The sequence below is a fragment of the Thermaurantimonas sp. genome, assembly GCF_046299575.1.
GTDB lineage: Bacteria > Bacteroidota > Bacteroidia > Flavobacteriales > Schleiferiaceae > Thermaurantimonas.
Window position 1 is genome coordinate 200,565 of the sequence record NZ_JBKBHX010000003.1, and the last position, 20,851, is coordinate 221,415.

Consider the following 20,851-nt stretch of genomic DNA (forward strand, 5'->3'; position numbering starts at 1 on the left):
CATCTATTTCTGACGGAATTTGATAACAGCTTCTACTTTGTTATGTACCTGGAGTTTTCTGTAAATGTTTTCTAGGTGTTTGCGAACAGTACCCTCTGAAATTCCCAGGTTGTGAGCTATTTGTGCATTGCTGAGTCCACGGCTCAGCTGAACCATTAGCTCTGACTCACGACTTGTAAGGATTTCTTCTGATTTCTCTGATTTAGAATCAAAATTGCTCAGGTTTGCCTTTCTCAGCAATTCAACGGATTTTTTTAGAATTTCTTCTGAATAGTAAAAATTGTGATTATATGCATTTCGTATTCCGGTGGCAAGAGTTTCTGGAGATGCGTCCTTTAATATATATCCACTGGCTCCGGCTTTTACAGCTCTGTAGATTACTTCCTCATCATCAAAAACTGTAAACATAACAACTTTGATGTGAGGAAAATATGATTTTATTTTCTCAGCAGCTTCGATGCCATTAACTTCAGGCATTTCAACATCCATAAGTACAAGGTGTATATTCGGTGTACGACGCAGAAAGTGTATTAATTCCCGAGCGTTTGACGCTGTAAACACCAATTCAATGTCGTCAATCAGGCTCAGATTTCGCTGAACGGATATTCGAGTGTATGCATTATCATCGGCCAATACAACCCGAATTTTATTCATATACCAGCAATGAATAGTAAAAGTAAAAGCAGTTATTTATAAATACAATACGATGTTTACCTGATTTAAACAATTACGACCAGTTTTGTGCCAATATTTTCATTTGAAATCACAGAGAAAGTACCTCCCATCATGTCAACTCTTTGCTTTATATTTTTTAAGCCATTGCCGTTTTTGGATTCTTCAGGATTAAATCCAACTCCATTGTCAATGATCATCAGCCTGAAGTGATTCTTTTCTCCTTCTATTTCTATACGGGCTTCGCTGGCATGAGCGTGTTTAATTACATTGTTCAGACCTTCTTTCACAATTCTCAAAATGTTGAAAGACAGAATAGGATTTGAGGCATCATTTATCCATTTGAAATTCAGGCTAATTTTTGTCTTTGAGTCATGCCGATTGTAAAATTCTACGAGTTCGGTAAGATCGTGTTTTAAATGCTGTACCGTGTAATCAGCAATATTCAGATTTCGAACCATCTGCCGTAATTCATATAACGTGCGTCTGGTGAAGGTCAGAAGCTCAGCCAGTTCAAATATGGGTTGCTTATACAAAGTATATTCAAGTGTGGCAATTACGAAAGTAAGATTTGAGCCAATGTTGTCGTGCAATTCTTTTGATATTTCTTTCTTTAGATTTTCAATCATCCGGCGTGCTTCATTTTCTTTCTTTTGCCGTTGTTTCCTGGCATATGCAAACATGGCAATTATGCTTATAATCAGAAGTAATAGAGCGAGAACCGATATAAGAAAATTTATTCTGGCAGAAGCAGTTTTTTCAATAATTAACTTCTCTTTTTCAGCCAGTTCTCGTAGTTTTTTCTGAAATTGATATCTGTTTTCCAGCGCCAGAACGATGCTGTCTCTTTGTTTCTGATTAATTTCTGCATAAAGGTTATAAGCATTTTTGTAATACATCATTGATTGTTTAAAATTTCCGGTATTTTCATAAACTTTTGAGAGTCTATCATATACCATTAATAGTGGATACAGTAATTGTTGTTCCTGAGCGATTTTTTCTGCTGATTTTAATATATTTTCTGCTTTCTGAAATTTTTTAATCTGAAGGTATATTTTTCCAATAGATGCAAGATTAGATACAATTAATTTTTTGTTAGAAAAATTTTCTGATAACCTAAGCGACAAATCAAAATAATGTAAAGCTGAATCGTGATTATCAGTTTTTAAGAATAAAGCTCCCAAGTCATTGTAGGTAATTGCAAGCCCGTAGAGGTCTTCAATTTTTTGTTTGATGTGAGCTGCTAGCCTCAGATAGTATAGACTGCTGTCTAAATTACTAAGCTTTTCGTGATAAATTCCTAGATTGGTGTAGGATATTGCAATATTTCGGTCAGCCTGTGATTTTACATATTCCTGCAATGCTAAATGTTGATAATAAATCGCTTTTTCATAATTTCTTTGAGTAAACAATATCAGAGATATATTGCTGTAAACATTGGCTGTCCCTTTTGAATCACTGATCGATTCGTAAAGTTCCAGGGCTTTGAAGTAATATGAAATTGCCGAGTCATTCTTCAGTTTATTCCAATGGATCAAACCAATATTGTTCCAAATACTTGCCTGTAATTTTTTGTAACCATTTTTTTCTGCAATTTTTAAAGCTTTTTCATAAATATAAAGAGCACTATCCCATTGATTGATAATATCGTAATAGATACCTAATACATTGAGTGTTTTTGATATAAAATATTGGTTTTTTTCTGCCGTAGAAATGTTGTAAATTGAGTCAATTCTTTGTTTGCAATCAAATGGATTTTTATAACATAAATTCACAATTTCATTCAGGGTATTTTCTGTATTTACAGAATCGGTAATCATCCGTGATTGTGTCGCAGCATCTTTTAGAAAGAACATTAATGCTGTGAGGAAGAAACAGAAACTCTGGTTAAGCATCAAATGGCTTTTCAGATGATTACAAATGTAAAAGTCTTAAATGATAAGTTAAAATTCTCTTTCATAGGTTTTCAGAAAACAGACTATGTTCTTTTTTTTTTCTGGTAAGTAAATACCTTTGCGCCGATCTCAAGGGGTGCTGGAGCAGGCGCGCGATGCTCCGGCTGAGATTATACCCATTGAACCTGGGCGGGTAATGCCGCCAAGGGAAGAGATGGCTCTTTATTTTGTTTAACGCACACGGGTAACCGCCCCTGTTACTTGTGATTAACACAAAAGTTAATCATGAGAAAAGTACAACGGTACAGTGTGCAGCAGCTATCAGGTATATCTGCTGTGGCCCGCATCAGTCGGGTTTGGGCTTTTGCATTAGCCCTATTTGGATTCTTCTACACAGCCTCAGCACAATCAGGACTGTGTTTAACGATTCGCGATGCTTCCAATGCTCGTCCATTGGAGGGAGTGTTTGTTTATGTGCCAGTTACAGGTGAGCGTTTGCCATCTGATCGCGAGGGCAAAGCATGCCTAAGCCGGGCTTTTCGCACAGCACAGGTAATTCTCGAAGCCGATGGATACAAGGTTTTAACAACCCAAATCACTTGGTCAGATTCAGAAGTTCAGCTGCTAATGACACCTTTGACGGAGTATCTCAGCGCGGTAGATGTTTCTGCCTATCGGGCCCTGAGCACTACACCTGTAGCCCAAACCCGAATCGAAAAAGCTGAACTCTCAACACTCAACGACGGCCGCGACATACCTGTAGTGCTCGAAAACGTGCCTGGCGTAGTCTCTTATTCCGACGCCGGAGCAGGTATCGGTTATACAGGTCTTCGCATTCGGGGAAGTGACCCTACACGCATCAATGTGACCATCAATGGTGTAACTATCAACGACGCTGAGAGTCAAGGTGTTTTTTGGGTAAACATGCCCGATTTAATCAGTTCGGCACAATCCGTTCAAATACAGCGAGGCGTGGGAACATCGGTCAACGGTCCGGGAGCTTTTGGAGCAAGCATCAACATCGAGACCGACCAACCTCGCCGTGAATCGTATGCCGAAGGCATTCTTGGAACCGGAAGTTTTAACACACGTCGCTTAACTGCCAAATTCGGTACAGGCCTGCTCAATGACCGCTGGGTTTTAGATGGTAGAATTTCACGTATTCTGAGCAACGGGTACATCGACCGGGCCACCAGCGATTTGAATGCATGGATGTTTAATCTCCATTGGCTGGGCGAAAAAACGTCGGTGCGATTTGTGTCTTTCGGAGGCCATGAAGTCACCTACCAGGCTTGGTATGGTATTGACAGTGCCTCTATTGGTCTTTATGGTCGGAAATTCAACTTTGCCGGGGCGAAATACAACGACCAATGGGAACCGGTAGATTTTTACCGCGATGAAGTGGACAACTACCGTCAGCAACATTATCAGCTGCATGTGCGACATGCCTTCAGCGATGCCTGGTCGGCATATTTTACAGCCAACTACACCAAAGGAGCGGGCTATTACGAACAGTTTCGGCAAAACGACCGCCTTTCGCGCTACAATCTGCCCCCTATGCTCATTGGCTCAGATACCGTACGCCGAACTGACCTCGTGCGCAGACTTTGGCTCGACAACGACCTGTATGTAGCCTCTGCCACGTTACGATATGAAAAAACCGGTTGGAATGTGGTAGGCGGTCTGTCTTACTACGATTATTTTGGCGACCACTTCGGCGAAATAATTTGGGCTCGTTACAGCGGAGTGCTCAATCCCTATCAACGCTTCTATTTCAACGATGCCCGCAAACGCGACTACACCGCCTTTGTAAGAGCTGACTATCAATTAAACAATAAATGGTTTCTCTACACCGACCTACAATATCGATTGGTGACCTATACCGGCCAGGGTATAGACCGCAACCAGAGCACTATCGCCGTAAATGACCGACTTCCCTTTTTAAATCCTAAAACCGGACTTTACTACAAGGTAACTAAAGGTATGGATTTGTACGGTTCAATAGCTGTAGCCCATCGCGAACCTGCGCGTCGCGACTACCTTGAAAATACTGAATTGCCAAAGCCCGAGCAACTTATTGATTATGAGCTGGGTGCTCGCTGGCAATTTAGTGGCTTACACATTGAGGCCAACGCCTTTTACATGGATTACTACAACCAGCTTGTAGTGACCGGCGAACTCACCGACGTAGGTTTTGCATTGCGCAGAAATGTGGGCCGCAGCTATCGCAGAGGTGTCGAAGCAGCAGCCACTTATAAAATAGGCACTTTGGAAGCCTTCGCTAATGCAAGTCTTTCACAACACAGAAACATCGATTGGAAGGAAGCCATCAACGATACAATCATCGTTTCTTTAGGTAATACGCCTATCGCCCTCTCTGCAGGCGAAATCGTTCAAGCAGGCCTAACCTACCACCTGACCAAAGGCATATCTGCTTCTGTCATCCATCGCTTTGTAGGAAGGCAATATCTCGATAACACTGGAAACAGTGCCTTGAGCCTGAATCCCTATCAGGTGACAGATGCACGCATCACTGCACAGATTCCAGCCAAATGGTGTAAAGAGCTGTCGTTAAACCTCTTTGTAAACAACCTATTCTCTACCCTCTATGCATCTAATGGTTATGTATTTGAGGGCGTAGCCTATATCTTTCCTCAGGCCACTCGAAATTGGTTGCTCAACGTCGCTATCAGATTTTAAAAGTCTTTATTAGCTTATTTCAATGTTTTCTCCCGGTCAAACCAGTAATGGTGACCGGGATTTTTATTCTTAGCGCACTCAGTCAGTTTAATCGTTTTCAAAAACTTTTAGATACGAAAAATGTACCTTTGCCGCTCTAAATGAGGTAAGAAAAAATAGATGATTTACATACAGCGAAAAGAGCGCTTTAGTGCAGCCCATCAGTTATACAATCCCAACTGGAGCGAGGAGAAGAACGACGAAGTATTTGGCAAATGTGCTAATCGAAATTTTCACGGACACAATTTTACTTTAACAGTTACTGTAAAAGGTGAAATCAATCCAGACACCGGATTCGTAATGAACCTCAGCGATCTAAAAGATCTTATTCGTACACATGTAATTGATCGTCTCGATCATAAAAATCTGAACCTGGATGTAGATTTTCTGCGCGGCAAGATGTGCAGCACAGAAATCATCGCTATTGAAATTTGGAAAATCTTACAGCCCCTTATTGCGGAAAGAGGTGCCACACTACACTGCGTACGGCTCGATGAAACAGAGAACAACTCCGTAGAATATTACGGAGAATAATTTCCTTATTTTCGCCACCGACTAAAATTGCCAACATGAAAAAAGCTTACGTTTTTCCTGGTCAGGGGTCACAGTTTCCCGGCATGGCAGCAGAGCTTTATCGCAGCCACCCGGATGCCATGAACCTCTTTGAGCAGGCAAATGAAATTCTTGGGTTTCGGATTACCGACATAATGTTTTCGGGCACTGAAGAAGAGCTAAAACAAACCAAGGTAACTCAGCCTGCCATTTTCTTACACAGTGTGATTCTCGCTCTTACTTTAGAAAATTTCGCGCCTGATATGGTTGCAGGCCACTCGCTGGGAGAGTTCTCAGCTTTGGTGGCAGCCAGAGCACTTCGATTTGAAGACGGTCTTAAGCTGGTAAATACCCGAGCCATGGCCATGCAAGAGGCCTGTGATGCTGTGCCCTCAACCATGGCTGCAGTTCTTGGTCTTGACGATGAAAAAGTCGAAGAAGTTTGTAAACAAATAGATGGAATTGTGGTGGCTGCCAACTACAATTGCCCCGGACAGCTCGTCATTTCTGGCGAAAAAGAGGCTGTACAAAAGGCTTGTGATGCCCTAAAAGCAGCCGGAGCAAAGAGAGCGCTCCTCCTGCCTGTAGGCGGAGCCTTTCATTCGCCTCTGATGCAACCTGCCTCTGAACAGCTGGGAAAAGCCATCGCAGCTACACATTTTAATATTCCGATTTGCCCAATCTATCAAAACGTGACAGCCCAGCCCCACACCGATCCTGAAGAGATCAAAGCAAACCTGATGGCTCAGCTCACAGGTCCTGTACGCTGGACTCAAACTGTCAGAAACATGGTGGCCGATGGTGCGACCGTTTTTACGGAAGTAGGTCCGGGCAAGGTGCTTCAAGGGTTGGTGAAAAAAACAGCTCCTGAAGTGGAAGTTTATGGCATTCAATAAAAAATTTACACTGAACTACACATGTCAGCTTTCATTCAATCCGAATTCAGCGATGGAGTGCTCTCCATCTATTTAAATAGACCTGAGAAGTACAATGCCTTTGTGCGGGAGATGGCTTTGGCCTTTCAGGAGGAGCTCAATCGGGCTGAAGCAGATGCTTCTATTCGTGCTGTGTATATAAGTGGTCGGGGCAAAGCTTTTTGCTCAGGCCAGGATTTAGCCGAAGCCATCGATCCGAACGGGCCTGAACTCACTCGCATTGTAAGCGAACACTATAATCCCATCATCATAAAAATGCGACAGTGTATGAAGCCCATTGTAGTGGCAGTGAATGGCGTAGCCGCCGGTGCCGGGGCAAACATTGCTTTGGCAGGCGATGTAGTGGTAGCTGCTCGTTCTGCAACTTTTATCCAGGCTTTCAGTAAAATTGGGCTAATACCCGACAGTGGCGGCACCTACACACTACCCCGCCTTATTGGTTTTGGGAAGGCCTCTGCCCTGATGATGCTCGGCGACAAAGTCTCAGCCGACGAAGCCGAACGCATGGGTATGGTCTACAAAGTGTTTGAAGATGCTGAATTTGCCGAAGCCTCGTACAACATAGCAAAGACACTGGCACAAATGCCCACTAAAGGCCTTGCACTTACAAAAAAAGCACTCAATAAATCAGCATCCAACGACCTCATCACCCAACTAAAATTAGAAGACGAACTGCAAACTCAAGCCGGAAATACCTACGATTACAAGGAGGGAGTTATGGCATTTTTAGAAAAACGTGCTCCAAAATTTATAGGTAAGTAATAGGCAGTGCATTCATTTTTGCTATATCGCAAACCAGGCTATCAACATTCGGAGATGGTGCTCCTGAGCACCGTTGATGCACATACTGTACCTACTCCTGATCAGCCACTGTTTGTGTTTGCGGGTTTTAAAGCAAGTGAGCATCTGCACCTTTTCAGAATTACAGACGCTCAGGGCGAAACAGACATAAAAGAGCTTGACTCTCTGCTAAAAAAGCACCTCACCTTAGCTCCCGAAATTTCACCGGATTCCAAAAAACACTTTTTAAATGCTGTAGAAACAGCGATCAAAAGTTTTGACACAACAGTATTTACAAAAGTCGTCTTATCTCGACGCGCCACATATCCGGCAAAAGGTATAACTTATGTTTCAACATTTGCCGAATTGAGTCGTAGGTATCCTGACGCCATGGTTTTTCTGATGTACAGTCCGGAAACAGGCTGCTGGCTAGGGGCTACACCTGAACGATTGCTCTACGGCGAAAACAAAGAAGTGCACAGTATGAGTTTGGCCGGTACACGACTTACGATCGACCCTACTCCGTGGGCTGAAAAAGAACTAGAAGAGCAAAAAATTGTAACCGATTACATCGAAGAAGTTTTTTCCTCAGCATATCACGCCATCTCGATCAAAAAAAACGGACCTTATGAGATAGTTGCGGGTCCGGTGAAACACTTGCGCACCGACATAAGCGGCACTTTACTGGTAATGCCCCATTGGCTTCAATTAGCACTGCAGCTCCACCCTACCCCGGCAGTACTCGGCAGTCATCACGCCAAAGCTATGGAATTTATCAAAAAATACGAAGGATACGATCGCTCGTACTACACTGGTTTCTTCGGTTTCTGGAATTTTGACAGCGCCGACTTTTACGTAAATCTTAGAAGCATGCAAATCTTTGACGATCAAGTCATACTCTATGCCGGGGCCGGTATTACAGCTGGGTCTGATGCCGAATCAGAATGGCGAGAAACCGAGTTGAAAATGCAAACTCTATTAAGCGTATTGGTGTGACAACGACTTTCGATCAGTTTGATTACACCAATTGGCTTCTTCTAATACTCGCCAAAGCGGGAGTGGAGGATGTAATTATTAGCCCGGGCTCGCGAAATGCACCTCTCCTTATTGCGCTCACTAAGCATTTCCCTAATTTTAGACTTCATTCGGTGGTCGATGAACGCTCGGCAGGTTTTAAGGCCATAGGGATAGCTGATATAACTATGAAGCCCGTAGCCCTTATCTGCACATCGGGAACTGCAGCCGCCAATTATCTGCCAGCCGTGTGCGAAGCATGGTTTCGGTCTGTTCCTCTCGTTTTGATTACAGCCGACCGCCCTGTTCATCTCACTACGGCCCGCGAAGGCCAAACCATCTTTCAACACCACCTTTATGGCCGCCATGCAGATGCCTTTTGGTACCTTTCTGAAAGTTTGTCGGCAACTTCACTTATTGAAAATCTTCGGAACATTTATCTGAACATCCTCCATCAGCGACGACCTATTCACATTAATATACATTACGAAGAGCCCCTTTACCGCTGTAAAGATCTCGTTGAGCTGCCATTTACTTTGCCCGAACCAGAACGAGCTAAAGTCTGGAATGAGCCTATCGATTTATCGGGTTTTGGAAAAATAATGGTTGTGGCCGGCCAGTGCCGACCGGGTTATATATCTGAGGGCACACAAAAGCTTCTTTCTGAAAAAGGGTTTTTAGTAGTAAGCGGAGGATTGAGCAACTTACATCCAGATTATGCCATCTATCACGTGAATGAATTTGACTATTCAGGTTTACCTCATCCTGACCTGGTCATAACAGTAGGAGGCGAAATCACACACAAAAATTTCAAAAATTTCTTGCGTTCCCTTCCATCACTTACTCATTGGCACGTCGAAGACATTCCATATCCGCCTGACACCTTCGGCAAAGGTGTACGACTGATAACAACAGATGCTTCTCAATTTCTTGATAAGTTAGCAGACCTACCTTTAAAACTTGATCACTCTTTTTCACAAACCTGGTATGCGACCGATCGCTTTTTTACTGATTCCTACCTGAAAAAGGATGAAATCAAAACGTATTATGCCCCTATTGCCATAGCAGCCCAACAGCTGAATGCTAAAGTTGTAATAGGTAATAGCGCTGTAATTCGCCAATTCTTCAAACTTCCTGGCATATGGCAGCAAAATGTTTTTGGCAATAGGGGCACTGCCGGAATCGATGGCAGTCTATCGACCGCCGTGGGCATGGCTATGGCTACAGATGCCCCGGTATGGTGTCTATTAGGCGATCTGTCTTTTTTTTACGATGCAAATGCTCTTTGGCAAAAACCTCTGCCCAAAAATCTCACTGTTTTTGTCTTTAACAACAAACGCGGAAAAATCTTCGAAATGATTTCAGGGCCAGGCGATTTTCCTGAAATTTATAATCTACAAACAACCCCCCATTCTTTTACTTGCAGCAATTTCGCAAAACATTATTCGATGAAATATATACATTGGAACGGTGAAGATGATAGATTTTTTGAAACCGATTTAAGCAACACAATCGTTGAAATTTCATTGATGTAAACAGAATAAAGTGAAGCTCAAAATCGAAGAAAAATATATAATCTTTGCTCAAAAAGCATATTCTGCTTTACGTACTCCGATAATTAATAGTGCGATAAAATACGCTGTAATTATTGTCTGTTTTTTCATTCTGTTTCAACGCCTTTCTAAATCAGATTTTAAGCCCGAATTTCTTTTTTATCAGGCCACTTTTCTTCAGATTATACCAATTTTCATATTACTCTCTTTAGCAAATTTTTTTCTCGATGTGCTTCTGTGGTCGTTTATTTCTAAAGGCAGTCATAAACTTCGATTTTGGCACTACGCAAGACATCACCTCATCTCTTTGTCGCTTGGTTTTATTACTCCAAATAACATAGGCGAGTACGGTGGCAAAATGCGGCAATTCGAAGCTCCTCTGGCCAAGCTGAAAGGTTTTTTTCTGGCATTTCACTTCCGAACTGTAAAAACTGTCGCCCGAAATATTATCGGATTTTTTGCAACTTATCTTTTATTTTATACAACTGATTCTTTTTTAAAAGAATGGCATTTGTATCTGTTCTTTTTCGTTGTTTTTATACACTTATTGTTTTATTGGAACATTGAAAATTTTTTGCCTTTACTTACAAACATTAGCATACGTGGCAAAAATTATTTTCAGTCCTTTTTACGAATTAGAATATCTTCTTTCGAAAAGATTAAATGGATTAGTCTTTCAGCAGTTAAATTTTTCATTTACACCTCACAGCTTTCCATAGTACTTTTATCGATAGGCTCATCTGGAGCTCACTTTTTTACCATCTGGTTGTATGTAGCTTTTTATTATTCACTGGCTGCTTATTTGCCCACGATTTTAGTATTTGATCCGATTGTAAAAGGAGCCGTCGGCATTTTTCTACTGAAACAACTTCATCTAAGCGATTGGTCAATATTTACCTCCGTTACGTTAGTATGGACAACCAATGTAGCGCTGCCCGCATTGGTAGGCAGCTTCCTCTGGGCAGGGCGAAAAAGACTTAATTAATTACTTGATATCGTGGGATCTAACCATCGATATACAAGATCAGTGAGAACATTTACTACAATAAAAACTGCCGAAAACGTTAAAACACATCCCATCAACACCGGCAGATCGAGCGTAGTAGCCGATTCTACGACCATCTTGCCAATGCCATTCCAACCAAAGATATATTCCACAAACACACTACCAGCCAGCATAGATGCCATCCACGAGGACGATACAGATACCACAGGGTTTAAAGCATTGGGCAAAATGTGTCTGAGAGCTATTGTCCGGTTTGATAGCCCTTTGCTTATAGCTGTCAGCACATAGGGCATGGTCGATTGTTCGAGGTACGAGCTGCGCATCATCTGCACAATTACACTGAGTGGCCTTATCCCCAGTGTAAGAGCTGGAAGTATTAGATTTTTCCATCTTATTGTCCGCACTTCTCCTAGATCATCCCATTCCCAAAGATTTCCTGTGATATTGAGACCAGTGTAAGAATGGAGCAAAAAAGCAAATATCCATGATGCTATAATGGCACTTACAAACGAAGGCAAACCCATACCTGCAGTAGATATCAAAGTTATCGACTTATCAATCCACGTATTTTGGTTCATACCTGCCAATAAGCCTAAGAGTACTCCCAACGTAAAAGCAATAGAAAAGGCCGAAAGGGCTAGAAATAAGGTATTAATAAAGCGCGAGCTTATCAAAGATGCAACGTCAACACCTTGGTATTGAAAACTCTGCCGAAGATACGGCCACTTTATGCCTACAAAAGCATCAGTACCTACAGCCAGGAGCTTAATTGTCTTCACTCCGCGCTCTGATGCTCTTAAAAGTGGAACCTCAGAACGATTGTTGTAAAAGCAAACGGGTGATAAATCATTGATAAATAATAGATATTGAATCGAAATAGGCAAATTAAGTCCATATTGTTGCCTAATGGCTTTCAGTTGATTTTCATCTTCGCGCTGGTCTGTAAGCATTCGCGCCGGATCAGCAGGCAATAAATAAAAGACAGTAAAAACGAGTGTAGCTACACCCCAAAAGATCAAAAGACTGTAACCGAGCTGTCGAAAAAGCCGATGAACCATCTTGCTTAAAAAAGTTGAGAGGCTTTAGCCTCTTCGGGTGAGGGCACATCGCGATGGCTAAACATGGCCTTCACTGTGCCCTTGTTGAGGATTATCACACCCGGATTAGATCGAATCATTGTTTTCAGAGTAGTCATATCGCACGTAGCCCATGGATAAGCAGCCTGTACCTCATGGCGAATGGGCTCAAAGTCGGACTGCGAACTACCTGTGACGCCATAAACTTTGGCGCCACTGTGCTCAGCCAGTTCAGCAAGTGCATTGATCCTAGCGAAGTTGCGAAGATCCGTTTTATGAATGTTGTACATGATTACAAGCATTACTCTGTCGGCTGAAAGTACTTCCTGAGTGATGTCTTCGCCGTCGAGCACTAATTTAAAGTCGTGAATCGGGGGTTCATACCCTTTGCGCACTTTTACAGTGCGGGTTTTATCGCTCTGAATTTCCCATTCTTCTCTCTCCCACCACTTCTCAGCGAGGTATTCATCGCTATTTACCTCGCGAGTTTCGCCAGTTTTAGTATTTTTTAATGTGTAAATCGTCATGTATTTAGGCGACTCCAGGCCGAGCTCTTCGGCAGTCTTCATGCCTTCTACGATGCTTTTTCCCACAGCATAAGGCCGAAAATCAATGAAAGGCAGATGATGCAGTACATGGCGTGCTGTGATAAGGCATGCGATCAATGATATGACTACAATTCCCATTGAAACCTTGTCTGAAAATACGGGCATAATCGTATCTCTATACATAAAAAGAAACAGTATTAAAACCAACAGCACTACATCTTTGGTAAATGACTGCCAAGGGGTTAGAGGTATTGCATCACCAAAACATCCGCAGTCGGTTACTTTATTAAAATATGCAGAGTAAAAAGTAAGAAAAGTAAAAAATACGATCATGGCCAAGAGCAAATTCAATGTTAGCCTCACTCTAAAACCAAGTAAAAGCATTATTCCCAAAACAATCTCAACACTTACAATGGCTATGGCTAGAGGTAAGGCAACCGGGGTTAGGAAGGGAAGGTTCAGTACATCAGCCGCAAAGTAGTCTTCCAGCTTAAAGGCAAAGCCCATAGGATCGTTGAGCTTTACCAAGCCTGAAAACACAAACAGCACTCCTACAAATACCCGAACAATCAAAACAACCCACTTCATCATTTGGCAATTTTTTCTTCTTTTAAACGTATAAGAGCAAAAATAGCGTAGTTCACTATATCCATGTAGTTAGCATCAATGCCCTCTGACACGAGGGTTGCACCTTGATTGTCTTCTATCTGCTTGATGCGCAAAAGCTTTTGCAAAATCAGATCGGTGTAGCTCGGGATGCGCATATCGCGCCACGCCTCTCCATAGTCGTGATTTTTGCGGTCCATAAGCGATAGAATTTCTCGAGCCTTATTCTGATACAATTCTTCGGCTTTTGCTATGTCGATATCTGGCTGTGCAGCCACTCCGAGTTCTATTTGTATAAGCGCCATAATGGCGTAATTAATGATGCCAACGTATTCATTTTCAACGCTGTCTTGCACCATCTGTTGCTTTTTCTCTTCGATGGTACGAATGCGCTGTGCTTTGATAAAAATTTGATCGGTAAGTGATGGCAGGCGAAGGATGCGCCAGGCCGTGCCGTAATCTTTTAATTTTTTCGTGTAGAGCTGAAAACAATGGTCTAGTACTTCTTCAGCTTGCTGTCGGGTATGCGTGTATATCATCTTTAGTGTTGTGCACTTGCTATGGCCAAAAGTACGCAGCCATGCTACTCTGAAATAAAGAAAAGATTTAAAATAAAGCTTACCCTTTTCTGTGGAGCCCCTTTAAATGACCATAGGCTGTGATAAATATACCTGTTAGACCAGTGAACAAAAAGAACACAGCAATGAGATAAGACAACAATACTTCAGAAATCAGGGAATCAAAAAACATCAATATACCAAAAAGCAACATTAAAACAACAAAAAAATACAGTAAAAGATTCCTGTTTTGATTAGTTCTGTAAAGGAGCAATGACAAAGCCATAATAATGGATAATATGCCAATAAAATCAGAAAAATACTTAGATATATAATTCAAATTGCTGTATAAAACAATTGCAATAGTTATGTCAACCAACGCATAAATTGCATAGGAAAAAATGGGCTGTTTTCTTACTAGTTTAAAAATGAACACAGACAGTGCAATTGCGCCAAGTAAGAACCAGAAAATGCTGAGTGTTTTAATTAAAAAATCCGGATTGTTTGATTGAACATAGAGGGCATACACACCAAATAAGATTAACAAAAAAAATCTGAGATAAAGAAAACTGGCATTTTTTGCAAAGAAAGAGTTCATGACTTTTTAAAATTTAAAACCAATAACCGACTGAAATGTATGCTAAAATTCTGGATGAGTTGCTATTACCCATCAAACTAAATTCGATTGGACCAAGTAGCGTGTTAATACTATAAGTAACGGCATAACCATCGATGACCTCATTGGTGATTAATTCGGGTACTTCCTCACCGATTTTACCCACGTTATATGTGAAAGTAAAGTACTGATTAGGAAAGGTACGCAAGAAAAATTCCCCGCGCAACACAGCACTTTGACGACCTGACAATTCGAGAAAGCGATAACCTGCAAACTTGTGTATGTGCTGAAAATAATTGTTTCCCAGACCGCCGAGAAACGTTCTATATGGAAAAAACTGGTAAGTACCTAGCGAAATGGTGGATTGAAAGGTTAGGTTCATGCCCACTCTTCCATAGCCTAGTGCTTGCATGTAATTTCCGCTTAAAACAGTTGTCGGCTTGATGAAAACTTGATATCTCTCGGTACGCGACAAAACTCGAGCTATTACTTCAATTCTGGCACCTCTTTGTGGTTTAAAAAGCTGGTCTAAATTGTCAAAATGCAATTGACCAAAATAGTTAAAATATGTAAGATTATTTCGAATAAGTGGATTGTCGAGTTGTGTTGGAATTAAGTTAAAAAATTCTGTCTGAATACCACCAGTAATTGAGATAGATTTCGTCAAAATGGATTGAATGAATACATCGCTGCTAAGATCTGTATAATTGATAAAATTTACCGGTCTCTCATTGCTCCAAAGTGCAGACCGAAAGGTGTTAAATCTGCCTCGAATTCCCAGCATTGGAATAACACCACGATCTATAAAGTAGGTAAAATTTCCCCGAGGGTTGTCACCTAAAACAAGATCAACATTTAAAAATGAATTTCTAAAAATCAAATTTTTGTTGTAATACGAAAACAAAAATGCGCTTCCAAAATCACTATCGAAGTGTAATCCTAAGCGCAAATATTGGTTGTATTTAAACGACTTAAAATACATATTAAGTGCATAAGAAGTATCTGTAATCGGGAATAAATCGTATTTGATAATTTCATGGTTTTTTCGCCCGTAGATCTGATCGATTAGATCGTGAATTTTATTAAAAGAAAGAGCGCTGTTTTTTCGAAACCCAAGCTTGGCAGATATGTAGTTTTCATTTACATCAGACGAACCTGTGACTTTAATGTTAGAAATGACGACCTCATCAGGGGGTAGTTCTTTCAGATACGGTACTGTACGCGGGAATTTTTTGGCCAATGCCACAAGTGTATCCCAGTGTTTGAGTGCTACATTTCTACCTTCTTGAATAACTCTGTCCATTAGTTCAAAACTAAGCAGACCCGCTTCAGGTACTTTGGGTTGAAAAAGTAATTGGGCCTCGCAGATGTAATCCTGATAGGCACGTATGCTAGCGAAGGTAGCTGCCTGCTCGAGTATTTTGTTGATCGAGTTAAGTTCTTCTTTGGTGTAGGCGGCATTCTGTACGTCAGAGGCTATGATGTACTTTACACCTCTCTTCTTTAGAAGATTGATGGGCAGATTATCCATAACACCGCCATCTACATACAGCCTGCCATCTACTTCATAAGGCGAGAAAATACTCGGAAAGGCTGTGGTGGCCCGCAAAATATCGCTGATGATGCCTTCTTCGAATTCTTTGAGAATTCCGTTTTCGATGTCGGTGCCAGTGCACACAAAGGGTATCGGGAATTTTCTGAAGTCTTGATACCCGGGATAATATGCGGTAAGCCTTGAAAGCGTTTGCAGGATGTAGTATCCATAATTAATACCGGCAGGAATAGTGATTCCCTTGTCGGTAATTGGCAGGCTAACGAGGTATTTGTCAGTTTGCCTGCGGTCGAAGTAAGAAAGTTTTTTGCGCTGGATGCGATTGTCGCTCACGGCTTGCCAATCGACCGAGCGCATTATGGCTTCGATCTGCTTGCCGGAGTAACCCATGGCGTAAAATGCACCTACGACAGCTCCCATGCTTGTACCGGCTATGTAACCCACCTGCAGGCCTGCAGAGTCGATGATTTGTAAAACTCCTACATGCGCCATGGCTCGTGCCCCACCACCGCTTAGTACCAGCCCTATGCCTTTGGGCTGGGCCAAGCACAGCATCCCGTGTAAGCAAATTAGTAGGGTGTATAGCACACGTCGAGTATTCAAGGTTCGGTTACATTTTCGCGTTGAAAGTATGAAAAAATCTTTTGAGCTTTAGACTTACCGACTACCTCGGCGAGCTGTTCGAGGTTTAAGGTTTTAATCTTTTTCACGCTACCGAATTTTTTAATAAGAACTTCGGCAGTGGCTTCTCCTATGCCGTCGATTTCGGTCAACTCGGTTTTCAGGGCCGATGAGGTTCGGCGTTTGCGATGATGTGTGAGACCGAATCGGTGTGCCTCATCGCGAATGTGCTGAAGGACTTTGAGGGTCTCTGATTTTTTATTGAGCATCAAGGGCAGTGGATCGTTTGGAAAGTAAAGCTCTTCTAGCCGCTTTGCAATGCCAAGTATGCGCACTTGCTTGTCGATACCGAGCTCTCTGAGACTTTCAAGGGCAGCGTTAAGTTGGCCTTTACCACCATCGATCACAATAAGCTGAGGCAGGGATTGCCCCTCGTCTAGCATACGTCGGTATCTCCGGTACACCACCTCGCGCATGGTGGCAAAATCGTCAGGACCTTCTACGGTTTTAACATTAAAGTGGCGGTATTCCTTTTTACTAGGTTTTCCGTCGCGAAAGACGACACAAGCACTTACTGGATTGGTACCCATAATGTTGGAATTGTCGAAGCACTCGATATGGCGTGGCTCTTGGTCAAGGCCGAGGTCGGCCTTCATCTGTTGCATAAGTCGATTGACATGGCGATCGGGGTCAGTGATTTGGAGATTTTTAAGTCGCTCAAGCCGGTGATAGCCAGCATTCTTGACGCTGAGCTCCACGAGGTCGCGCTTTTCGCCTCGGTAGGGAGTATGAATTTTAACGTTTGGAATCTCGAGCTCTACGGGATGAGAGGTGTAAATCTCACGCGCTTCAGAATCAAAGAGCTTGCGAAAGTGTGGAATGGCCAGTTCGAGGATTTCGCTTTCGGTTTCGTCGATTTTCTTTCGGAATTCTTCTGAAAAACTGTTTACAATCCCGCCATCGACAATTTTTAGGTAGTTGACGTAGCAAAATTCGGCATCGCTCACTGCTCCGAAAACGTCAGCCTCTTTGATATTGAAATCAACTACGCTCGATTTGGCTTGGTATTTAAGCAGGGCTTCAAGTTTTTCTTTGGTTTTTTGGGCTTCTTCAAAGCGCATTTCGGCAGAGAGTGCCTGCATTTGATCGATCAGTATTTGCTTTACAACGTTGAGATGGCCTTTGATGAGGTGGCGAGCACCTTCGATCTCGCGCTGGTAGTCTTCTTTCGATTGAAGGCCTTCGCATGGGCCGCGACAATTGCCCATGTGATACTCCAGGCACAATTTATACTTGCCTGCTTGTACGCCGGTTACAGTCATGGGCATCTTACAGGTACGCACAGGATATAAAGTTCGAATGAGCTCAAGGACGGTGCGCATTACCTTGACAGAGGCGTATGGACCATAATAGGAAGAGCCATCGTTTATTTTTTTTCGGGTCGGAAAAATTCGGGGGTAATCTTCGTTTGTGATGCAAATCCAGGGATAGGTTTTGTCGTCTTTTAAGTTGATGTTGTAGCGAGGTTGGTATTTTTTGATGAGGTTGTTTTCGAGCAAAAGAGCGTCGAATTCGGTTTCTGTTACGATCACTTGAATATCAGCTACTTTGCGCACGAGCATGGTTAGACGTCCACTGGTATGATCTTTTTGAAAATAGGATGAAACGCGTTTTTTAAGATTTTTAGCCTTGCCAATGTAAAGGATGTTTCCGTCTTTATCAAGGTGTTGATAGACACCTGGTTTTTCTGGAAGCGTTTTGAGCAGATTGGCTATGTGTTCGCTTATCTCCATGTCTTTTTAAAAAATGGTAACTGCGATAAATAATTTATGTATGGAAAAGCAAAGTTCTATTGAAAAATCTACTGTCCACCGAAAGATACAGATGTTAAACTCGACTTGTTTGAACGGATCAAAGCACTAAGCGGTTAGTGACGCCGGCACTGGGAGTTTAGGAAGCTTAGCAATAGTGCGCTCAATGGAATTCAAAAAGGTTCAAGAACAGATCTTTAATGAATAAAAAAAAGAATGTTGGCCCTTTGTAGAGAAAATAGCAGAAGATTACTAGTAAAAATCCTCCTACGTGAAGAAATAAGAGCAAATAACCTTACACGAAGTCAGCTATCACTGCCTTATCTAAGCACGACCGAACTATTTATCAAGACGTAGGAGTTAGAAACATGCCCACATAAAAAAGACAAAATCGATTTTGGGAAGCAGGAATTATCCATTTATACCACTTTTTACCACCTAAATAATTAGCAGAATATCAAAGATCTTTTATTTTTAAAAGAGCTTGAAAGAGAAAAACTTTTCAACAATCAAGATATTAGGTGGAAAAATGTGGGAAAAATGTTTTTACCTTTGAGCATCAGAAACATAAAAGCGAAAATCCTTGAATCTGATAGGGGTACATGAGTTAAAGGCTGATGAGAAAGCGCGGATACTACTTCCATCTGCGCTTAAGAAGCAGCTGTTGCCCCTACTGGAGGAAGGATTTGTGCTGAAGCGGAGTGTCTTTCAGAAGTGCCTGGAGCTGTACCCCATGCGTGAGTGGAATCAAATCATGAACAAGCTGAACAAGCTGAATCGGTTTGTAAAGAAGAACAACGACTTCATACGCATGTACACAGCGGGTGTGCGCATGGTAGAAATCGATGGCAATGGAAGACTACTCATCCCAAAAGACCTCGTGAATTTCGCCGGAATACAAGGCGATATCGTGCTCAATGCTATGGGCAGCTGGATCGAAATATGGAATAAAGAGGCCTACGAGGCGGTGGTGAATAATCCGGATGTCGATTTTGCTGCTCTGGCTGAAGAAGTGATGGGCAACTTAGATGAAACAGAAAGTAACTAAGCTCAATATAAATGACTGTGCCAGCATACCACATACCGGTGCTTCTGCAAGACACCCTGGAACTGCTCGCTGTGAAGCAGAACGGGGTGTATGTGGACTGTACCTTTGGTGGAGGTGGGCACAGCCGAGCAATACTGGAGCGGCTGGGCCATGAGGGCAAGCTATTTGCCTTCGACCAAGATCCTGACGCTGCGGCCAATGCACCTGACGACCCACGCTTTAAGCTGATTGAGGAAAATTTTAGGTACATCAAGCGCTTCTTGCGCCTTGAGGGCATACGCTCTGTTGACGGCATTTTAGCTGATCTTGGCGTGTCGTCTCATCAGTTTGATACGGCAGAGCGGGGGTTTTCACTGCGATTTGAAGCTCCGCTCGACATGCGAATGAATCCAGAGATTTCGCTCACGGCAGCTGACATTGTAAACGATTGGCCTGAAGATGCCATTGCTGACCTGCTACAGCGCTATGGCGAACTGCCTCATAGCCGCCGAATTGCTCGCGCCATCTGTAAAGCTCGTGCTGCTGAACCTATACTTACCACCAGTAGGCTAAACGAGGTATGCCAGCCCTACTGTCGCAAGGATCGCGAACACCAAACCCTAGCGCGCATTTACCAGGCCCTTCGCATAGAGGTAAACCAGGAGCTGGAGGCACTTAAAGAAATGCTGATGCAGGCTACCGAGCTGGTAGTACCAGGTGGCAGACTAGTGGTGATTTCGTACCATTCGCTCGAAGACCGCTTAGTGAAAGTCTTTATGCGGTCGGGAAATTTCGAAGATCGCACTGAAAAGGATTTCTACGGCAATGACCTATCTCCGTGGAAGCCTTTGACAAAAAAAGCCATAGAACCAAAAGAACAAGAAATAACTGCAAATACCCGCTCGCGCAGTGCACGACTGCGAGCTGCTGAACGAAAGTAGAGTGCATGAAAGCAAAAGAGGTAAAAATATCGGAAATTATTAAAGGCAGTTTTTTGGCCGATAGCCGGTGGAATCGCCACCGACTCTTTGTGCTTTGGCTGGCTCTGCTGGCCTTGCTGAGCATCTTCAGCGGGCATATGGTAGAGCGAAAAGTGCTGATTTTGTCAGCCCTGCAATCTGAAATGAAAGACTTGAATTCAGAATTTACTGAAACGCGTTCGCGCCTGATGAAGCTAAGCATGCGCAGCAAAGTAAAACAAAGGGCAGAAGCTATAGGGCTGATAGAAAGCAAAGAACCTCCGCTGATGATTGCTGTGGATAAAAAAGGAAGACTCGTAAAGCAGGACTAA

The 20,851-nt window shown here is 42.5% G+C and carries 18 protein-coding genes and 1 riboswitch; of the genes, 10 read left to right on the forward strand and 8 right to left on the reverse strand.

Annotated elements, in window-relative coordinates; translation table 11 throughout:
- Window positions 1-3 precede the first annotated feature (3 nt).
- A complete protein-coding gene (locus ACK4EX_RS05915) occupies window positions 4-654 on the reverse strand; it encodes a response regulator transcription factor (protein WP_409770719.1) in 651 nt (216 codons plus the stop codon).
- A gap of 65 nt (window positions 655-719) precedes the next feature.
- Entirely contained in the window at window positions 720-2,492 is a 1,773-nt protein-coding gene (locus ACK4EX_RS05920; RefSeq protein ID WP_409770721.1) for a tetratricopeptide repeat protein, read from the reverse strand.
- Window positions 2,493-2,689: 197 nt separating this feature from the next.
- Window positions 2,690-2,794: riboswitch (TPP riboswitch) on the forward strand.
- Between the two features lie 58 nt (window positions 2,795-2,852).
- On the opposite strand from ACK4EX_RS05920, the gene ACK4EX_RS05925 reads away from it, so the two are divergent.
- The 7 genes from ACK4EX_RS05925 (at window position 2,853) to ACK4EX_RS05955 (ending at window position 11,125) form a co-directional block, all read left to right on the forward strand.
- On the forward strand, window positions 2,853-5,267 hold the full coding sequence (locus ACK4EX_RS05925) for a TonB-dependent receptor (protein WP_409770723.1): 2,415 nt from the start codon (window positions 2,853-2,855) through the stop codon (window positions 5,265-5,267).
- 159 nt (window positions 5,268-5,426) lie between these two features.
- Complete coding sequence (locus ACK4EX_RS05930; RefSeq protein WP_409770726.1) at window positions 5,427-5,840, forward strand: 6-pyruvoyl trahydropterin synthase family protein; 414 nt, start codon at window positions 5,427-5,429, stop codon at window positions 5,838-5,840.
- Window positions 5,841-5,875: 35 nt separating this feature from the next.
- Window positions 5,876-6,754, forward strand: a complete 879-nt coding sequence (fabD, locus tag ACK4EX_RS05935) for an ACP S-malonyltransferase (RefSeq protein ID WP_409770729.1) — start codon at window positions 5,876-5,878, stop codon at window positions 6,752-6,754.
- Window positions 6,755-6,775: 21 nt separating this feature from the next.
- Entirely contained in the window at window positions 6,776-7,555 is a 780-nt protein-coding gene (locus ACK4EX_RS05940) for an enoyl-CoA hydratase-related protein (RefSeq protein ID WP_409770732.1), read from the forward strand.
- Window positions 7,556-7,609: 54 nt separating this feature from the next.
- A complete protein-coding gene (locus ACK4EX_RS05945; protein ID WP_409770735.1) occupies window positions 7,610-8,569 on the forward strand; it encodes an isochorismate synthase in 960 nt (319 codons plus the stop codon).
- Window positions 8,518-10,122, forward strand: coding sequence for a 2-succinyl-5-enolpyruvyl-6-hydroxy-3-cyclohexene-1-carboxylic-acid synthase (gene menD, locus ACK4EX_RS05950; RefSeq protein WP_409770738.1), 1,605 nt, complete (start codon window positions 8,518-8,520; stop codon window positions 10,120-10,122). Before ACK4EX_RS05945 ends, menD begins: the two co-directional genes overlap by 52 nt.
- Window positions 10,123-10,132: 10 nt before the next feature.
- Entirely contained in the window at window positions 10,133-11,125 is a 993-nt protein-coding gene (locus tag ACK4EX_RS05955) for a hypothetical protein (protein ID WP_409770740.1), read from the forward strand.
- On the opposite strand, the gene ACK4EX_RS05960 is transcribed toward ACK4EX_RS05955, so the two are convergent.
- The 6 genes from ACK4EX_RS05960 to uvrC form a co-directional block, all read right to left on the reverse strand.
- The gene (locus ACK4EX_RS05960) at window positions 11,122-12,204 is read right to left on the reverse strand and encodes an ABC transporter permease (protein ID WP_409770742.1); all 1,083 of its coding nucleotides are present in this window, start codon (window positions 12,202-12,204) and stop codon (window positions 11,122-11,124) included. The genes ACK4EX_RS05955 and ACK4EX_RS05960 overlap by 4 nt on opposite strands.
- 5 nt (window positions 12,205-12,209) lie before the next feature.
- A complete protein-coding gene (locus ACK4EX_RS05965) occupies window positions 12,210-13,361 on the reverse strand; it encodes a BT_3928 family protein (protein ID WP_409770745.1) in 1,152 nt (383 codons plus the stop codon).
- The gene (locus ACK4EX_RS05970) at window positions 13,358-13,915 is read right to left on the reverse strand and encodes a DUF1599 domain-containing protein (RefSeq protein WP_409770748.1); all 558 of its coding nucleotides are present in this window, start codon (window positions 13,913-13,915) and stop codon (window positions 13,358-13,360) included. The genes ACK4EX_RS05965 and ACK4EX_RS05970 overlap by 4 nt, the downstream gene beginning before the upstream one ends.
- Window positions 13,916-13,994: 79 nt before the next feature.
- The gene (locus ACK4EX_RS05975) at window positions 13,995-14,531 is read right to left on the reverse strand and encodes a hypothetical protein (RefSeq protein ID WP_409770750.1); all 537 of its coding nucleotides are present in this window, start codon (window positions 14,529-14,531) and stop codon (window positions 13,995-13,997) included.
- Window positions 14,532-14,544: 13 nt separating this feature from the next.
- Window positions 14,545-16,656, reverse strand: coding sequence for a patatin-like phospholipase family protein (locus ACK4EX_RS05980; RefSeq protein ID WP_409770752.1), 2,112 nt, complete (start codon window positions 16,654-16,656; stop codon window positions 14,545-14,547).
- A 44-nt stretch (window positions 16,657-16,700) separates the two neighbouring features.
- Window positions 16,701-18,515, reverse strand: coding sequence for an excinuclease ABC subunit UvrC (gene uvrC / locus ACK4EX_RS05985; RefSeq protein WP_409770754.1), 1,815 nt, complete (start codon window positions 18,513-18,515; stop codon window positions 16,701-16,703).
- 601 nt (window positions 18,516-19,116) lie between these two features.
- Here uvrC and ACK4EX_RS05990 point away from each other — a divergent pair.
- The 3 genes from ACK4EX_RS05990 to ACK4EX_RS06000 are packed head-to-tail and all read left to right on the forward strand — an operon-like array spanning window position 19,117 to window position 20,851.
- Window positions 19,117-19,581, forward strand: a complete 465-nt coding sequence (locus tag ACK4EX_RS05990) for a division/cell wall cluster transcriptional repressor MraZ (RefSeq protein ID WP_409770756.1) — start codon at window positions 19,117-19,119, stop codon at window positions 19,579-19,581.
- An 11-nt stretch (window positions 19,582-19,592) separates the two neighbouring features.
- Entirely contained in the window at window positions 19,593-20,501 is a 909-nt protein-coding gene (rsmH, locus tag ACK4EX_RS05995; RefSeq protein ID WP_409770759.1) for a 16S rRNA (cytosine(1402)-N(4))-methyltransferase RsmH, read from the forward strand.
- A gap of 5 nt (window positions 20,502-20,506) precedes the next feature.
- Entirely contained in the window at window positions 20,507-20,851 is a 345-nt protein-coding gene (locus ACK4EX_RS06000) for an FtsL-like putative cell division protein (RefSeq protein ID WP_409770761.1), read from the forward strand.

Coding starts and splice junctions, on each gene's coding strand:
- ACK4EX_RS05915 (WP_409770719.1), bottom strand. CDS start 654: ATGAATAAAATTCGGGTTGTATTGGCCGATGATAATGCATACACTCGA.
- ACK4EX_RS05920 (WP_409770721.1), bottom strand. CDS start 2,492: ATGATTACCGATTCTGTAAATACAGAAAATACCCTGAATGAAATTGTG.
- ACK4EX_RS05925 (WP_409770723.1), top strand. CDS start 2,853: ATGAGAAAAGTACAACGGTACAGTGTGCAGCAGCTATCAGGTATATCT.
- ACK4EX_RS05930 (WP_409770726.1), top strand. CDS start 5,427: ATGATTTACATACAGCGAAAAGAGCGCTTTAGTGCAGCCCATCAGTTA.
- fabD (WP_409770729.1), top strand. CDS start 5,876: ATGAAAAAAGCTTACGTTTTTCCTGGTCAGGGGTCACAGTTTCCCGGC.
- ACK4EX_RS05940 (WP_409770732.1), top strand. CDS start 6,776: ATGTCAGCTTTCATTCAATCCGAATTCAGCGATGGAGTGCTCTCCATC.
- ACK4EX_RS05945 (WP_409770735.1), top strand. CDS start 7,610: ATGGTGCTCCTGAGCACCGTTGATGCACATACTGTACCTACTCCTGAT.
- menD (WP_409770738.1), top strand. CDS start 8,518: ATGGCGAGAAACCGAGTTGAAAATGCAAACTCTATTAAGCGTATTGGT.
- ACK4EX_RS05960 (WP_409770742.1), bottom strand. CDS start 12,204: ATGGTTCATCGGCTTTTTCGACAGCTCGGTTACAGTCTTTTGATCTTT.
- ACK4EX_RS05965 (WP_409770745.1), bottom strand. CDS start 13,361: ATGATGAAGTGGGTTGTTTTGATTGTTCGGGTATTTGTAGGAGTGCTG.
- ACK4EX_RS05970 (WP_409770748.1), bottom strand. CDS start 13,915: ATGATATACACGCATACCCGACAGCAAGCTGAAGAAGTACTAGACCAT.
- ACK4EX_RS05975 (WP_409770750.1), bottom strand. CDS start 14,531: ATGAACTCTTTCTTTGCAAAAAATGCCAGTTTTCTTTATCTCAGATTT.
- ACK4EX_RS05980 (WP_409770752.1), bottom strand. CDS start 16,656: ATGCTGTGCTTGGCCCAGCCCAAAGGCATAGGGCTGGTACTAAGCGGT.
- uvrC (WP_409770754.1), bottom strand. CDS start 18,515: ATGGAGATAAGCGAACACATAGCCAATCTGCTCAAAACGCTTCCAGAA.
- rsmH (WP_409770759.1), top strand. CDS start 19,593: ATGACTGTGCCAGCATACCACATACCGGTGCTTCTGCAAGACACCCTG.
- ACK4EX_RS06000 (WP_409770761.1), top strand. CDS start 20,507: ATGAAAGCAAAAGAGGTAAAAATATCGGAAATTATTAAAGGCAGTTTT.